15 protein-coding genes are annotated in these 15,772 nt (G+C 72.5%); 6 read left to right on the forward strand and 9 right to left on the reverse strand.

Annotated elements, in window-relative coordinates; translation table 11 throughout:
- Positions 1-7: 7 nt before the first annotated feature.
- The gene (locus tag ACFFIA_RS09815) at positions 8-997 is read right to left on the reverse strand and encodes an ABC transporter substrate-binding protein (RefSeq protein WP_377248873.1); all 990 of its coding nucleotides are present in this window, start codon (positions 995-997) and stop codon (positions 8-10) included.
- A gap of 54 nt (positions 998-1,051) precedes the next feature.
- Between ACFFIA_RS09815 and ACFFIA_RS09820 the strand changes: the two genes are divergently transcribed.
- Entirely contained in the window at positions 1,052-2,125 is a 1,074-nt protein-coding gene (locus ACFFIA_RS09820) for a FecCD family ABC transporter permease (protein WP_377248876.1), read from the forward strand.
- Complete coding sequence (locus ACFFIA_RS09825) at positions 2,122-3,102, forward strand: FecCD family ABC transporter permease (RefSeq protein ID WP_377248879.1); 981 nt, start codon at positions 2,122-2,124, stop codon at positions 3,100-3,102. Before ACFFIA_RS09820 ends, ACFFIA_RS09825 begins: the two co-directional genes overlap by 4 nt.
- A 555-nt stretch (positions 3,103-3,657) precedes the next feature.
- Here ACFFIA_RS09825 and ACFFIA_RS09830 read toward each other — a convergent pair.
- On the reverse strand, positions 3,658-4,020 hold the full coding sequence (locus tag ACFFIA_RS09830; RefSeq protein WP_377248882.1) for a DUF3499 domain-containing protein: 363 nt from the start codon (positions 4,018-4,020) through the stop codon (positions 3,658-3,660).
- 137 nt (positions 4,021-4,157) lie between these two features.
- On the opposite strand from ACFFIA_RS09830, the gene ACFFIA_RS09835 reads away from it, so the two are divergent.
- Entirely contained in the window at positions 4,158-4,607 is a 450-nt protein-coding gene (locus ACFFIA_RS09835; RefSeq protein ID WP_173156568.1) for a metallopeptidase family protein, read from the forward strand.
- 268 nt (positions 4,608-4,875) lie between these two features.
- On the opposite strand, the gene ACFFIA_RS09840 is transcribed toward ACFFIA_RS09835, so the two are convergent.
- The 3 genes from ACFFIA_RS09840 to ACFFIA_RS09850 form a co-directional block, all read right to left on the reverse strand.
- Positions 4,876-5,133 (reverse strand): WhiB family transcriptional regulator, encoded by a 258-nt coding sequence (locus ACFFIA_RS09840; RefSeq protein WP_173039867.1) that lies wholly within the window; start codon positions 5,131-5,133, stop codon positions 4,876-4,878.
- Positions 5,134-5,444: 311 nt separating this feature from the next.
- Positions 5,445-7,946 carry a bifunctional FO biosynthesis protein CofGH gene (locus tag ACFFIA_RS09845; RefSeq protein WP_377248885.1) on the reverse strand — a complete coding sequence of 834 codons (2,502 nt, stop codon included), beginning with the start codon at positions 7,944-7,946 and terminating at the stop codon, positions 5,445-5,447.
- Positions 7,947-8,045: 99 nt separating this feature from the next.
- A complete protein-coding gene (locus tag ACFFIA_RS09850; protein WP_377248888.1) occupies positions 8,046-8,930 on the reverse strand; it encodes a hypothetical protein in 885 nt (294 codons plus the stop codon).
- Between the two features lie 100 nt (positions 8,931-9,030).
- Between ACFFIA_RS09850 and cofD the strand changes: the two genes are divergently transcribed.
- Positions 9,031-10,008 carry a 2-phospho-L-lactate transferase gene (gene cofD, locus ACFFIA_RS09855; protein WP_377248891.1) on the forward strand — a complete coding sequence of 326 codons (978 nt, stop codon included), beginning with the start codon at positions 9,031-9,033 and terminating at the stop codon, positions 10,006-10,008.
- Positions 10,005-11,024, forward strand: coding sequence for a coenzyme F420-0:L-glutamate ligase (locus ACFFIA_RS09860; protein ID WP_377248894.1), 1,020 nt, complete (start codon positions 10,005-10,007; stop codon positions 11,022-11,024). The genes cofD and ACFFIA_RS09860 overlap by 4 nt, the downstream gene beginning before the upstream one ends.
- A gap of 108 nt (positions 11,025-11,132) precedes the next feature.
- Here the strand turns inward: ACFFIA_RS09860 and ACFFIA_RS09865 are convergent, their stop codons facing one another.
- Genes ACFFIA_RS09865 through ACFFIA_RS09875 form a run of 3 tightly spaced genes read right to left on the reverse strand, consistent with a single transcriptional unit; the run spans position 11,133 to position 14,529 of the window.
- Positions 11,133-12,242 carry a hypothetical protein gene (locus ACFFIA_RS09865; protein WP_377248897.1) on the reverse strand — a complete coding sequence of 370 codons (1,110 nt, stop codon included), beginning with the start codon at positions 12,240-12,242 and terminating at the stop codon, positions 11,133-11,135.
- 3 nt (positions 12,243-12,245) lie between these two features.
- On the reverse strand, positions 12,246-13,346 hold the full coding sequence (locus tag ACFFIA_RS09870) for a mannose-1-phosphate guanylyltransferase (protein ID WP_377248900.1): 1,101 nt from the start codon (positions 13,344-13,346) through the stop codon (positions 12,246-12,248).
- Between the two features lie 37 nt (positions 13,347-13,383).
- Complete coding sequence (locus ACFFIA_RS09875) at positions 13,384-14,529, reverse strand: glycosyltransferase family 4 protein (RefSeq protein ID WP_377248903.1); 1,146 nt, start codon at positions 14,527-14,529, stop codon at positions 13,384-13,386.
- 175 nt (positions 14,530-14,704) lie between these two features.
- Between ACFFIA_RS09875 and ACFFIA_RS09880 the strand changes: the two genes are divergently transcribed.
- A complete protein-coding gene (locus ACFFIA_RS09880; protein WP_377249706.1) occupies positions 14,705-15,409 on the forward strand; it encodes a TIGR03089 family protein in 705 nt (234 codons plus the stop codon).
- Here the strand turns inward: ACFFIA_RS09880 and ACFFIA_RS09885 are convergent.
- Positions 15,390-15,746 carry a hypothetical protein gene (locus ACFFIA_RS09885; protein WP_377248906.1) on the reverse strand — a complete coding sequence of 119 codons (357 nt, stop codon included), beginning with the start codon at positions 15,744-15,746 and terminating at the stop codon, positions 15,390-15,392. The genes ACFFIA_RS09880 and ACFFIA_RS09885 overlap by 20 nt on opposite strands.
- Positions 15,747-15,772: the final 26 nt, after the last annotated feature.

Consider the following 15,772-nt stretch of genomic DNA (forward strand, 5'->3'; position numbering starts at 1 on the left):
GACTGGCTCAGGAGAGGGTCTTGGCGGCGTTCAGCTTGGCGGTGAGGTCACGGATCGCGGCCCCGAACGCGCCCCAGGTGGAGGGCGTCTCGGGGTTCCACGCGACCGCCTGGCCGGCCTTGACGACGGGCAGGTTGGCCACCGTGGGATAGCGCGCCAGGTCGGTGGTGAAGAACGACGCGTTGCGCGAGTCGAAGAGCAGCACGTCCACCGGGTACTTGCCGGCCTGCTCCCAGGAGAGCACCTCCCAGTGCGGCTCGTTTTCCGGCACCTTGGGCTCGACGAAGGTGACGCCGAGGTTTTGCAGGTAGGCCAGGTCGGAGAAGATCCTCGCGTTGCCGATGTAGAGGTTTTCCTTGGTGCCGCTGACGAAGGCGACCCGCAGGCCGGGCTTGGCCTTCACCGTCTCGTCGAGCGCCACACCGGCCGCCTCGAACTCGCTCTTCGCGGCGGTGATGTCGGGCGCCTGGAGATCCGCGCCGAGCGCGGCGGCCAGCTCGGCGAAGCGGTCGATCACCTTGTCGACCGGCACCTCGAACTGGTTGATGCCGACGCTGGGGCAGAGCGGCTCGATCTTGCTGACCGCCTCGTCCGGCACGTACCACAACTGGCCCTTGGATTGCATGGGCGCGACCAGCAGGTCGGGCGTGAGCGACGCGAGCTTCTCGATGTTGAACTCGCCCCAGGTCTGGCCGATCCAGGTCACCGCGTTGGCGTCGACGTTGCCCTTGAGCACGTCGTTGCCCTTCGCCTCGCCCCAGACACCGACCGGCCGGATGCCGAAGTCCCAGAGCGTCGCGGCGGCGGAGAGCTGCGCCACGACCTTGGTGGGGCGGCTGTCACGGGTCACCTTCTGCCCACGGTCGTCGGTGAACTCCCAGGGGCCGCCGCTGCCGCCCGCAGGCGTGTCACCGCCGTCTTCGCCACCACAACCGGCCAGCACGAACAGCGCCGCACCACCGCCGATCAGCAACCGCCGCCGACTGAGTCCACTCACCTGCCGCCACCTCTTCCAATTGGCTAAGGGGAGGCTAAGCTAACTCCCACTCGGATGTCGAGGAGGGATCCTGTGACGGCGACCGCAGCGCCGCCCGCGACCGGTGCGCCGGCGGCTAGCGTACGGTCGCGACCCACGCTCGCCTGGGGACTGCTCGCCGCTGGCGCCGTCCTGGTGGCGGTCGCGCTGCTCTCGGTCGCGGTCGGTTCGAAGTCGATCCCGATCGGCACGGTCTTCGACGCGTTGCGGCACTACGACCCGACCGTCGACGACCACGTGGTCATCCGCGACCTGCGAGTCCCGCGCACGCTGCTCGGGCTCGTCGTCGGCGCCTCGCTGGGGCTGGCCGGCGCGCTGATCCAGGCACTCACCCGCAACCCGCTCGCCGACCCGGGCATCCTCGGCATCAACGAGGGCGCCGGAGTCGGCGTGCTGGTGGCGATCGGCATCCTGGGGCTGACCAGCCCGTGGGCATACGTCTGGTTCGCCTTCGCCGGCGCGGCGGTCAGCGCGACGCTGGTCTACGCGGTCGGTGCGCGCGGGCGCGAGGGAGCCAGCCCGGTGCGGCTGGTGCTCACCGGGATCGCGTTCACGTACGTGCTGCACGCGATCGGGCGGGCCATCATGCTCACCGACACGGGCACCTTCGACCGCTGGCGCAACTGGATGGTCGGCTCGCTGGCCAGTGCCGACCCGGGCGTGATCGTGGGCGTGCTCCCGTTCGTGGCGGCCGGCGTCCTGATCGGGCTGGCGCTGACCCCCTCGCTCAACGCGCTCGCGCTCGGCGAGGAGGCGGGGCAGGCGCTGGGCGTCCACCGTGGACGCACGCGGGCGCTCGGCGCGGTCGCGGTCACGCTGCTCTGCGGCGCGGCGACGGCGGCGGCCGGGCCGATCGCGTTCGTCGGGCTGATGGTGCCGTACGCCGCCCGCATGATCACCGGACCCGACTACCGGTGGCTCGTGCCGTACTCCCTGGTGCTCGCACCGATCCTGCTGCTCGGCGCGGACGTGGTGGGTCGCGTGCTGGCCCGCCCCAGCGAGGTCGGCGTCGGCGTGGTCACCGCCGTGGTCGGGGCGCCCCTGCTGATCGCGCTGGTCCGCCGCCGCGGAAAGCTGCCTCGGCTGTGAAGCGGCCGATCTGGATCGGGCTCGCGCTGCTCGGCGTCTGCGCCGCGGTTGGCGTCTTCGCGTTGGGCACCGGCGACTACCCCATCTCCCCCGCCAATGTGTTGCGCACGCTGGTGGGGCAGGGCAACCCCGCGACCGAGTACATCGTGATCGACCTGCGGCTGCCCCGGGTCCTGACCGCGCTGGCGGTGGGTGCGGCGTTCGGTGCGAGCGGGGCGATCTTCCAGAGCCTTACGCGCAACCCGCTGGGCAGCCCGGACGTCATCGGCTTCACCGCCGGGGCGAGCGTGGGCGCACTCATCATGATCATCGTGATCGGCGGCGGGCTGGCCTCGATCGCCTCCGGCGCGGTGCTCGGCGGCGCGGCCGCGGCGGCGGCGGTGTACCTGCTGGCGTACAAGCGCGGCTCGCAGGGGTACCGGCTGGTGATCATCGGCGTGGCCGTGCAGGCGATGCTCACCGCGGTCACCACGTACCTGCTCGTGCAGGCGAACCTCTTCGACGCCCAGCGCGCCACACTCTGGATCATGGGCAGCCTCAACGCCCGGAGCTGGGCGCACGCCGCCGTGGCCGGGGTCGCGCTGGTGGTGCTGCTGCCGATCGTGCTCGTGCTGCACCGGCGCACGCTCGTACTCGAGATGGGCGACGAGACCGCCCGCTCGCTGGGCGTCTCGGTCGAGCGGGTACGCCTCGCGCTGATCGCCACGGCGGTGGGGCTGGCCGCGGTCGGCACCGCCTGCGCCGGACCGATCGCCTTCGTCGCGCTCGCCGCGCCGCAGCTCGCCCGGCGGCTGACCCGGGCCACCGGGCCCAACGCACTGCCGTCGGCCGCGATGGGCGCCGCGCTGCTGATCACCAGCGACCTGCTGGCGCAGCGGGCGCTCGCGGGGATCCAGCTCCCGGTCGGCGTGGTGACGGCCGCACTGGGCGGTGTGTACCTGATCTGGCTGCTCGGCTGGCGCCGCTCCGCCGCATAGCCCGCCCCGCCCGCGCCTTCTTGCTCGTTGATCGAGACGATCATTTCGAGGGACAGACCTGGGCTACCGCGATGTCCGCCGCGCGCCAAGCCCGCTGCTCCCGCAGCCGCACCCGCCGCGGTACACAACCACCCCACCCCTCGCCCGCCGCACCGAGAAACGGACGGACGACACGCGTCCGTGGCGATTTCTTGACCCCTTATGGCCGACGGGCGCGGCGAGGCTCACGGCCATGGTGCGTCGGTGCAATCGCGCGGATACACGCCGATCACCGAGACCCGGCCGCGCCCCGCCCGCTGCCCCGTCACGGAGCCCGAGTGCCTCTGCCGAAGGCAGAGACCGTGAAGCCGCGGAGGGTGAGGCTGCGGGAGCGGCGGTCTGGAGCGCGACGGACGTCGCGGTAGCCCTGATCGTCTTTTCGCAGTCGAGGGGAGGGCATGACCGGCGGCGCGTAACAGCAAAATCAGGGACTTTGCTGCCTCGTCCGCAGCGGGAGGCAGCAAAGTCAGGGAAATTGTCGAGATCTTGGCAGCCGCCCCGGCGGCTCTGGGACGGTCAGTGGCTGGGCGGGATCACTCGCAGGTGGCCGCGGCGGCCGGTCTGGTGTCCCGACGGCTGCTCCGGGAAGTCGTCCAGCCGGGGGGTGGGCCGGGCGGCCTCGCGGACGGCCTCGGCGAGCGCGACGAGGTCGTCCGTCGTGGGGGGCGGAGGCGCGAACTCGCCGTCGTGCCGCACGAGCTCCCAGCCACGGGGGGCGGTCAGGCTGCGGGCGTGCGGCTCACAGAGGTCGTACGTGTGCGGCTCGGCGAAGGCCGCGAGGGGCCCGACGACCGCGGTGGAGTCGTTGTAGACATAGGTCAACGTGGCGACGGCCTGACGCGGGCAGCCGTTTCGGGAGCAACGCCGTGGTGACCTCACGGCGGCACGTTATCTCCCCTACCCGCTTAACCGGTCCGGATGCGACCGCGACACGCCGACCACCGGTGATCACGATATGAAGACGCAGGTTGGACACGGGGTGAGTTGCGCCGTCTCCGGGCCTCTACGCTCTTGACGTGAGCAGTCCTGAACCACGGCGCCCCGGCCCGGGCCGCCGCTCCCACCGCGACCGCCACGGCCGCGGCCTGCGCGGGCGCCTGGTGCCGGCCACGGTGCCCCTGGCCCGCACCAAGGCGGAGATCTTCGACGACCTCGTGCTCGACACGGTGGAGGCGCTCGAGCGGCGCTTCGCCAAGGAGCTGGCCGGTGTCGAGTTTGCCGTCGAGGATGTCCCGCCCGACCTCAACGTCTACGACTCCGACGTGCTCGAAGACGGCGAGGTGCCCCTGGCCCGTCTGCTGCCCGGGCGACCCGGCCGGCAGGAGGTGCCGCCCCGGATCGTGCTCTACCGCCGCCCACTCGAGTTTCGGGCCATGGATCGGGAAGACCTGGCCGACCTCGTGCACGACGTGATCATCGAGCAGGTCGCCAACCTGCTGGGCGTCGACCCGGACGAGCTCGCGTAGGGCTGCTGTATCGACGAGTTTTGCCGGTGTCTGGTGGCGGCGGCGGGCGCGAGGTCGCACACCGGTGTGGCCCGCGACTACGCCAGTCTCCCGCCTGGACCCGGCGCAGCCCGGCGAGGACTCGATACCGGCCTTCGACCAAGGCGGGCGGCGACCGCCGGTCGTCGCCGGGTCCCTCGCGGGCCGGCAATGATCAGCCGTGCCGATCCCGGCCCGTCGGGCCAGCACTCCCCCCTTGGTGCGCTGGCCCGGCCGGGCAGGGCGAAAATCAGGCGACGCGGCGCTTGAGCTTGCGGCGCTCGCGCTCCGAGAGCCCGCCCCAGATGCCAAACCGCTCGTCGTGCCCAAGTGCGTACTCCAGGCACTCGGCCTTGACCTCACAACGCGAGCAGATGCGCTTCGCCTCGCGGGTCGATCCGCCCTTCTCCGGAAAGAACGCCTCCGGGTCGGTCTGCGAGCACAGGGCCCGCTCCTGCCACTCCGGCGCGTCTCCGATCAGGTCGGCCACCTCCAGTGGGCCGTCCATCAGCCTGCCTCCTTCTTGCGCACCGGCCGCGTCGCCGGCGCAACCCCCCACGCGGAAGGCGTGTCTTAATGTCCGAACGGTCTAGTTTCAACTGATCCTAGGGAACAGTTGACGATCCTATTCGAACAACCCCAGTGAAATTACACGCGTGTAATGCGTGCGTCGTCAAGCCGAACCTGATAAAAGGGCCTGCTTTATCGGCGTGCCGCGCGCGACTCGCGGGTAAGCGTGTGCTGGCGTCACCGCCCCTATCGATTCAGCCCTCGCCGGGGTAACGCTTGGCGCAAGAAGTCATCCGACTCGCGGACTCCCTATCGTGGCGCGTAGGCGGTGGTGCGCTCTCGTGCCGGGCGGCCGGCCGCCGCCGCGATCGAGCGAAGCTGCTCGACGGTGCGCGCGGAGCCGTTGGCCGAGCCCGCCATCCGCGAGATGGTCTCCTCCATCAACGTGCCGCCGAGATCATTGCAGCCGCCCTGGAGCATCGCGACAGTGCCCTCGTCGCCCAGCTTCACCCACGAGCACTGGATATTGGCGATCCGCCCGTGCAGCAGGATGCGGGCCATCGCGTGCACCACGCGATTTTCCCGCCAGGTGGGCCCGGGGCGGGCGATGCCGGCGAGGTAGATCGGCGCGTTGGTGTGTACGAACGGCAGCGCCACGAACTCGGTGAAGCCCCCCGTCCGATCCTGCACGCCGGCCAGTACGCGGAAGTGGCCGAGCCAGTGGCGGGGGTGGTCGACGTGGCCGTACATCATCGTGGAGCTGGACCGGATGCCCAGCTCGTGCGCGGTCGAGACGACCTCGACCCAGGTGGCGGCCGGGAGCTTACCCTTGGTGAGGACCCAGCGCACCTCGTCGTCGAGGATCTCCGCCGCGGTGCCCGGGATCGTGTCCAGCCCCGCCTCGCGGAGCATTGTCAGCCAGTCGCGGATGGAGAGGCCCGCCTTGCTGGCGGCGGTGACGATCTCCATGGGCGAGAAGGCGTGCACATGCATCCGTGGCACGCGCTCCTTGACCGCGCGCACCAGGTCGGCGTACGCGGTGACCGGCAGCTTGGGGTCGATGCCCCCCTGCATGCACACCTCGGTCGCGCCGGCCCGCCACGCCTCCTCGGCCCGATCGGCGACCTGCTCGACGGAGAGGCGGAAGGCGTCGGCGTCCCGCTCGCGCTGGGCGAACGCGCAGAAGCGGCAGCCCACGTAGCAGACGTTGGAGAAGTTGATGTTGCGGTTGACCACGTACGTGATGTCGTCGCCGACCGCCTCCCGGCGCAGGTCGTCGGCGATGCGGCAGAGCTCGTCGAGCGCCGGCCCGTCCGCGTCGAAGAGCGCCATGGCGGCCCCCTCGTGGCGCGGCTCCAGGAGCGCCGCGGGCTCAGTGGCGGCCAGCCGCAGCGCCGCCGCTACGGGCGTCGAGGCGAGGACCGAGGGCCCGGAGAGCGAGGCGGCCACCTCGGACCAGTCGCCGTACACGGAGTCGAAGTCGCCACGGCGGTCGCCCGTGCGCCCCTCGCTGTCGATCTCGGTGTGCAGGTTGACCCGGCCGCCCGGTACGAACGCGTCGTCCGGCTCCTGCCACGGGCGGCCGACCAGCTCCGCCTCCGGGTCGGCGAGCCCGCTCTCCAGCGACACCGCGCTCACGTGCGGCAGGATGCGCGGGTCGAGCCACGGGTCGCCGCGTACCACGTACTCGGGATAGATGGCCAGGCGCTCGCGCATCGTGAATCCGGCGGCGGCCGTGTGGCGCGTCAGCTCCTCGATCTGCGGCCAGGGGCGCTCGGGGCTCACGTGGTCGGGCGTCACCGGGGAGACGCCGCCCCAGTCGTCGATGCCGGCGCGGAGCAGCAGATCGTACTCGCCGGCGATCAGGTTGGGCGGCGCCTGGATGCGGGTCCCGGGGCCGAGCAGGATCCGGGCGACGGCGACGGTGGCGGCCAGGTCGTGCAGCTCGGCGTCGGGCATCCCGCGCATCGCCGTGTCCGGCTTGGCGCGGAAGTTTTGCACGATGACTTCCTGGATGTGGCCGTACTGCCGGGCGGCCCGGCGGATCGCGAAGAGCGAGTCGGCGCGCTCGGCCAGCGTCTCGCCGATGCCGATGAGGATGCCGGTGGTGAACGGGACCCCGACCCGGCCGGCGTCCTCCAGCACGCGCAGGCGTACGGCGGGCTCCTTGTCCGGCGAGCCGAAGTGCGGGCCGCCGGGCTCGCTCCACAGCCGGGTCGCGGTGGTCTCCAGCATCATGCCCATGCTCGCCGCGACCGGCTTGAGGCGCTGGAGCTCGGCCCAGGAGAGCACGCCGGGGTTGAGGTGCGGCAGCAGGCCGGTCTCCTCCAGCACCGCCACGGCGCTGGCCCGTACGTAGTCCAGTGTGGAGTCGTAGCCCCGCTCGTGCAGCCACTCGCGGGCCGCCGGCCACCGCTCCTCGGGCCGGTCGCCGAGCGTGAAGAGGGCCTCCTTGCAGCCCTGCGCGGCGCCGTCCCGCGCGATCCGCAGCACCTCGTCGCGCTCCAGGAAGGCGGCGGGCAGCCGGTGCGGCACGGTGGCGAAGGTGCAGTAGTGGCACCGGTCCCGGCAGAGGCGGGTGAGCGGGATGAAGACGTTCTTGGAGTACGTGACCACGCCCGGCCGGCCGGCGTCGCGCAACCCCGCGTCGCGGATGGCGCCGGCGATGCTCAGCAGCTCGTCGAGGGACTCGCCGCGGGCGGTGAGCAACGCGGCCGCCTCGTCGACGTCGAGCGCGCGCCCCTCGGCGGCCCGGTGCGACGCGCGCCGCAGGCTCGCCTCGGTGGGCCGAGCTTCGTTGTGATCAGCCACCTGACGAAGCCTACGGCGATATGGCGTGGGGAGGGCAGTTGCCCTCCCCACATGACGATCCGGAACCTCCCCCGGGGTAGCGCCGGCTCCGGCCGGTCGCTACCGCTGGACCGGGCGCGTCGGGTCGTCGCCCAGCCCGCCCGGCGGAGGCGGCGGGAAGCCGGCCGAGGGCTGCTGGCTGGCCGGGTTGATCAGCTGCGTCTGCTGGCCCGGCTCGGCCGGCGGCTGGTCGTGGCTCGGCGGCGTGCTGGTCGGCGCGTGCGGCGGCATCGACTGCATCGGCGGCACCGGCGCGGTGGGCGCGCCCTGGGGGCCGGCACCGTACGGCTGCTGGCCCGGCTGGCCGTACGCCTGGGGGTAGGCCGCGGTCGGCTGCCCGTACGCCTGGGGGTAGCCCTGCTGCGGGTAGCCAGGCTGCTGCGCCCCGTAGCCCTGCTGCGGGTAGCCGGGCTGCTGGCCGTAGGCGGGCTGGCCGTACATGCCCGGCTGCGGCTTGGGCTTGGGCACCCAGTAGAGGCCGCGGGCGACCCGGACCAGCGCGTAGAACGCGACGGCGAGCACCGCCAGCAGCGCGATCCGGCTCAGGAACGCCTTCAGCGCGTTGAAGACGCTGTCGTCGGCGATCTTCACGACGCCGATGAAGAGGCCGAAGATCACGCCGAAGAAGGCGGCGACCGCGTACTCGATCAGTGCGACAAGCGTGATGAGCTTGGCCCGGCCGAGCGCCGGCTGGACGTGGTTGGCCAGCAGCACCGCGAGGAACGGCAGGCCGATCGTGACGAGGCTGACGAAGCCGCCGAAGCTGCTGGCGGCATTGCCGGTGAACGTCTCGAAGTCACCGGTCGGGATCAGGTCGACGATGGCTACGAAGAGCAGCACCGCCGTGGCGCCGAGGAGCACCAGGGCAGCGAGCTCGCGCAGCGGCTTGGTGAACTGGCTGGCCGACGTGCCTTCGCTCGGCGTGGCCTCGGGTTGGGTAGTCAAGGCTCCCCCTGGGGTGGCGGACAAAGCGGTCTGCGCCCGTGAGCCTAGCGCTCCGGGGGTAGCCCCGCTGCGCTCCCATGGCCTGCGCGAGGATGGTGGCATGCGGATCGTGGTACTTGCCGGGGGCATCGGCGGGGCTCGCTTCCTGGTCGGCGTGCGCGCGTACGCCCGCGAGGTGGGCGCCGAGGTGACCGCGGTGGTCAACGTCGGTGACGACGCGTCGATGCACGGTCTCCGGATTTGCCCCGATCTCGACAGCGTGATGTATACGCTCGGTAACGGTGCCGATCCGGAGCGCGGCTGGGGGCGGGTCGGCGAGACCTGGACGGTGAAGGGAGAGCTGGCCGCGTACGGCGCCGAGCCCACCTGGTTCGGCCTCGGCGACAAGGACATCGCCACGCACCTCGTACGCAGCACGATGCTGACGGCCGGCTACCCGCTCTCCGCGGTCACCGAGGCGCTCTGCGACCGCTGGCAGCCCGGCGTGCGGCTGCTGCCGGCGAGCGACGACCGGCTGGAGACCCACGCCGTGGTCCAGCTCGACGGCGAGCAGAAGGCGATCCACTTCCAGGAGTGGTGGGTACGCCACCGGGGCGAGCTGCCGACCGAGCGCTTCGTCTTCGTGGGCGCCGAGTCGGCGAAGCCCGCTCCGGGCGTGCTCGACGCGCTCGCCGCCGCCGACGTCGTACTTGTCGCGCCGAGCAACCCGGTGGTGAGCATCGCGCCGATCCTCGCCGTACCGGGGCTGCGCGAGGCGGTCGCCGCCGCTTCCGCGCCCGTGATCGGCTTCTCGCCCATCATCGGTGGCGCGCCGGTGCGGGGCATGGCCGACAAGTGCCTCGCGATCGTGGGCGCCGAGTGCACGGCCGCCGGAGTCGGTCGCCTGTACGGCCCCGACCTGCTCGACGGCTGGTTGGTGGACACGACCGACGAGGGCGCGGACGTGCCGGGCGTGGAGGTCCGCGCCATTCCACTGTGGATGACCGACGAGCGGGCGACCGCCGCGATGGTAGGCGCCGCGATGGAGCTCGACCTCGCCGCCTCGCGCCCGCCCGCGCCGAAGCGAGGGCAGCCGTGAAGCTGGAGGTGCTGCCGGTCACCGGCATCGGCGACGTCGCGCCCGGCGACGACCTGGCCGCGCTGATCGCGGGCGCGGCTCCCTGGCTGCGCGACGGCGACGTACTCGTGGTCACCAGCAAGATCGTGTCCAAAGCGGAGGGTCGGCTGGTCGACGTACCGACCGACGGCCCCGAGCGGGCCGCCGCCCGCGACGAGGTGCTCGCCGCCGAGACCGCGCGCCGGGTCGCCACGCGCGGGCAGACTCGGATCGTGCAGACCCACCACGGCTTCGTGATGGCCTCCGCCGGCATCGACGCCTCCAATGTGGAGCGCGACCGGCTCGTGCTCCTCCCCAAGGACCCGGACGCCTCCGCCCGCGCGCTCCGGGCGGCACTGCGCGAGCGGCACGGCCTCGACGTGGCCGTGGTCGTCTCCGACACGATGGGCCGCCCCTGGCGCAACGGCCTCACCGACGTCGCCCTCGGCGCCGCCGGCATCCCACCGACCCGCGACCACCGGGGCGAGACCGACCCGTACGGCAACGAGTTGCACATCACCCAGATGGCGATCATCGACGAGCTCGCCGCCGCGAGCGAGCTGGTCAAGGGCAAGACCGACCAGGTGCCGGTCGCGGTGGTGCGTGGCTACCTCAGCCCGGCCGCGCCCAGCGCCTACCTGGCCGACGGCCCGGGCGCGGTGGTGCTGGTCCGCGACGGGGCGTCCGACATGTTCTCGCTCGGCACCGCCGAGGCGCGAGCCGCGGGCCTGCTGGAGGCTGCCCTGCTCCCGACCGAGCCGCCGCCCGCCGGCGAGCCGGCCGACCCCGCCGCCGTGGAGCGGGCCATCGCCGCCGTGGCCGGCGTGGTCGCGCCCGGCACGCTCTTCACCCACATTCCAGACAAAGGGGTACGAGCGACCCCGCCCCCAGCCGCCGACCCTGCGACGCTCATCCGCTTCGGCACCGACCTGCACCGCCTCCGGGCAGCACTCGCCGCCGAGGGCGCCCCGAGCGTCCCCGTCACGCCGGTGCTCTAGCCAGGCACGCCACTCGGGCTCGGCGGCCTGCGGCCAGCACGGCGCTCGGCGGGCCTCCGCCCGGCACAGGGCTCGGCGGGCCTCCGCCCGGCAGGAAAGTGGGGGCGGTCAGCCGAGCCAGACGGCGACCCGGTGGTCCTCGTCGGTGACGTAGACGTGCTGGCCGCCGTCGACCGCGAGCCCCTCGACGTTGTGAAACGGGGCGAGGTCGGCGACCAGCTCGGCCGTGACCCGGCGGCCGCCGGCTGGCTCGGGGAGCCGGAAGCGGACGTGGCGGCTGGTCACGTCGCCGCCCTCCGGATGGTCGTCGAGCAGCACCGAGCCCTTGCCCAGCGCGTCGATCGAGCCGACCACCGCCTCGTACGTGCCGTCGCCCACCGCCGTCAGCGCCCGGAAGCCGACCAGCGCGCCGGGCGGGGTGGCGCCGGTCAGGACGTACGCGCCGACGACCTCGGGCCACGTACGCGCGTCAACTCCCCCCAGCCCGGCTCCTCGCCTGGCGGGCCCGCCAGGCGAGGAGCCGGGCCCGAAAGCGCTGTCGAACATGCCCTCGACGCCGGCCACCTCGACCAGCACCGGCTCGCCCTTCTCGGTCACCGGGAAGCGGAGCCCGAGCAGCAGCGTGCCGGACGGCGTGAAGGCGGCCGCCTCGACGTTGAGTGGCAGGTCGCCCGGGGCGAGGCGGGTAGCCCAGCTCTTCTCCCGAGCCGTACCCCGGTTGATCGTCTCCACGATGAAGCGCGCCTGCACGCGGTTGCCCGGCGGCAGCGGCGTGATGTCCGCCGCCGCCAGCGCGTCGTTGACCAGCCGGTGCAGCCGGAACTGGTTGCGCACGATGTGCAGCGGCGCGGCGCCGGGGCGGCCCACGTCAGACTCGCGGAAGCGGGCGACGAACGCGCGCTTGGGGCGGAGCGGGCCGCCCTTGGAGCCGAAGTGCGAGCCGAGCACGTAGACCCAGTCACCGAAGCGGGCGAGCGCCTCGCCGTCTTCGGTGCGCCCGGTCTCCGGTCCGGCGTCGAACGCGGCGTGGTGCGCGGTCCAGGTGCCGTCGGGGCGTTCCAGCAGCAGCGCCAGGCACTGCTCGACCGTGCCCTCGTCGAGCACCGTCCAGTACGCCCGCCGCGCGCCGTGCGCCGCGAGCACCTCCGGCGAACGCACGGGCAGCAGGTCGCTGGCCTCGTTGCATCCGACGGCGAGCTCCACCGAGGTCAAGGTCATTTACTAAACGTATCCGTCGTCGCCACGCCGCTTGAGGTCGTCGACGAGCTTCTTGACGTCCTGGGCGCGGTCGCGGGGGCAGACGAGCACCGCGTCGGGCGTGTCGACCACGATCAGGTCGCGTACGCCGAGTGCGGCGACCAGCCGCCCGGACTGCGGTACGACCACCAGGCCGCCCGAGTCGCGCAGCAGCACGCCCGGCTTCTCCTCGGCCGCCTCGGCGCCCACCACCACGTTGCCGTCCGGGTCGGCGGGGAGCACGTCACCGAGCGTGTGGAAGTCGCCCACGTCGTTCCAGCCGAAGTCGCCCGGTACGGTGCCGACCAGCCCGGCGACGGCCGCGCCCTCCATCACCGCGTAGTCGACGGAGATCTTCGGCAGCGTCGGCCAGACCTCGCCGAGCACCTCCTCGCGGGCCGGCGTCTGCCACACCTCGGCGATGCGGTCGAGCCCGGCGTGCAACTCCGGCTGCTGGCGGGCGAGCTCGGCCAGGAACACGTCGACCCGCCACACGAACATGCTGGCGTTCCAGAGGTAACGGCCGGACTCCAGGTAGGAGACCGCCACGTCGTACGCCGGCTTCTCCTTGAACTCCTCCACCGTGCGGATCGGGCCGTCGCCGACGCCCTCGCCGCACTGGAGATAGCCGTAGCCGGTCTCCGGGCGGGTCGGCTTGATCCCGACCGTCATCAGCAGGCCCCGCTCGGCGCCCTCGACCGCGCGGCGCACGGTGTCGACGTAGCCGTCCGGGTCGGCGATCAGGTGGTCGGCCGCGAACGAGCCCATCACCGCCCGCGGCTCGCGCCGCGCGATCACCGCTGCGGCCAGCGCGATCGCCGCGCAGGAGTCGCGCGGCGAGGGCTCCACCAGGATGTTTTCCTCGGGTAGGGCCGTGAGCTGCCGGGCGACGGCCGTCGCGTGGGACACGCCGGTCACCACCAGGGTCCGCTCCGGGGTCGTCAGCGGCGCCAACCGCTGGACCGTCGCCTGCAAGAGTGAGGCGGCGGTGCCGGTGAGCGGATGCAGAAACTTAGGGTGACCGGCTCGGGACAGCGGCCACAGACGTGTACCGCTACCGCCCGCCGGAATGACGGCGAAGAGCATCAACCAATCATGCCTGTCGTGTGTGACGGGTCACGCGTCAGCCCGCGGCGCGGCTCCACGCGGCCACGTGCACCTCGGCGCTCGACTCCCAGGTGAACTCCTTGGCCCGGTCGAAACCGGCCTTGGCCAGCGACAGCCGCCGCGACTCGTCGTCGAGCAGCGCGGCGAGGTCGGTCGCGATCTGGGCCGGGTCCTCGCTCGTGTACGCCACCGCGTCGCCACCGACCTCGGGCAGCGAGAGCCGCGGCGTGGTGAGCACCGGCGTGGCGCAGGCCATCGCCTCCAGGATCGGCAGGCCGAAGCCCTCGCCGTAGGACGGGTAGGCGGCGACCAGCGCACCGCCGAGGAAGCCGGGCAGGTCGGCGTAGCGCAGGTAGCCGGGGCGCAGCAGCCGCAGGTGGGCGGGGACCTCGGCGACCGCGCGGTCGATGTCGTCGTCGTGCCCCTGGCCGCCGGCGATCACCAGCGCCGGCGGGTCAGTGCGGTCGCGCACCGCCTGGGCCCAGCCGCGGATCAGGTTGGGGACGTTCTTCCGGGGCTCCTTGGCGCCGAGGAACGCCACGTAGTCGCTGCCGCCGAGGCCGAGGCGGGCGCGGACCCGCGCCTTCTCCTCGTCGGTCGGGGGGTGGAACGCGCCGTGGTCGACCCCGTGGTAGGCCACGTCGATGCGGGTCGGGTCGGCGTCGAGCAGCCGGATCAGCTCGTCGCGGGTCGCCTTGCTCGGCACGATCACCCGCTCGGCCCGGCGGAGGGCGGTCTTGATGGCGCTGCGGAAGAACGTGCGGCGGGACTTGTCGTAGTGCTCCGGCTCGGTGAAGAAGGTGGCGTCGTGGACGGTCACCGTCACCGGGCAGCCGGCCCGCAGCGGACAGGTGTAGAAGGGCGAGTGCAGCACCTCGGCGCCGACCTGCTGGGCGAGCAGCGGCAGACCGGTCTGCTCCCAGGCGAGGCGGGCCGGGCGGTGGGCGACGGCGGCGGGGGCCGGGACGACCTCGGCGGCGGGCAGCATCCGCCCGTAGCGCTCGACGTCGGTGCGCAGCGCGACGACCGCCAGCTCGACCTCGGAACCGATCACCTTGCCAAGGGCGCCGAGCAGCCCGTCGACGTATCTGCCGACGCCACCCCGGTCGGCGGGAACACTCGTGGCGTCGACGAGTACGCGGGGCGGACTACCGGGGGTCACTGGGCGTCTCCTTGAGGCAGCTCTTGGTGAGCGTCGGGATGGCTATCTACGTTTGGACCGTGGTGCGGCTGTGTCCAACAACACTTACGTAGAGCCTACGCCGCGCGGATCGACCAACGATGTCTGCGACGCGACGGTAAGACTTTTCCCGAGGTGAGTGAGTCGGGAGTGAGTACTGTCCGGCATTGTGATCGAACGCTTCGCCACCGCCGCCGCCGATGATCCCGCCCAGCCGTTGCTCACCTGGTACGACGACGCGACCGGTGACCGCACCGAGCTGTCCGGCGCCACACTCGACAACTGGGTCGCCAAGACGGCAAACCTGCTGGTAGACGGCTTGGGGCTGGGTCCAGGCGACCAGGCCGGCGTGCTCCTCCCGCCGCACTGGCAGACCGCCGCCGTACTTCTGGGCTGCTGGGCGGCGGATGTGAAGATCGTCCCGCCCGCCCTCAAGGTCACGAATGAGAAAATTTCTGTAGATGTCATCTTCGCGTCGGCCGATCGGGTGAGCGACGCGGAGGGATGGAGCACGAGCGAGCGGTTCGTCCTCGGGCTCGCCCCGATGGCGCTGCCTATGCGGACAGTACCGTCCGGTTTCGTCGACTACGTGGCGGAGGTCCGGAGCTACGGCGACCACTTCACCCCGTACGAGCCTAAAAAGGACGACGAGCTGGTGAGGCGCGCGGCCGAGCGCGCGGCGGAGCTGGGCCTGGAGCCCGGCGACCGCGTGCTGGTCGACGCGGCGAAGCACCCCGACCCGCTGGACTGGCTGCTGGCGCCCTTCGCGGGCGGCGCGACGCTGGTGCTCTGCGGCGCGCTCGACCCCGCCCGGACCGAGGACCGGGCGGCGGCCGAGAAGGTCACAACTCGGCTGGTATGACCTCGCGCAACGCGCCGTCGGGCGCCCACACGTAGAAGGCGGCCCGGTCGCTCAGCCACGGCCGGGCCCGCACCTCACGCTCGCTGAGCACCTTCTCGTCGACCTCGAGCAGCACGAAGCGGGAGCCGTCGGCGTTGCCCTCGCGCCAGCCCGGGCCGTACAGCGCGTCGACCAGGCGGTCCCGCCGGCCGGGCACGAGCACGCCGCCGACGACCCAGTCGGCGGGCACGCGGCACCAGCAGGTGCGGGTGACCTTGGCGAGCGGGCTGAACGCGTGGTTGCCGTCGATCCACACGCCGAGAGTGTCGGTGACGGTCAGCCGCAGGTACGCGTTCATGGCTAGTGAGACGCGGCGGCCGCGCG

The sequence above is a fragment of the Phytohabitans kaempferiae genome (assembly GCF_042433955.1).
Classification (GTDB): Bacteria; Actinomycetota; Actinomycetes; order Mycobacteriales; family Micromonosporaceae; genus Phytohabitans; species Phytohabitans kaempferiae.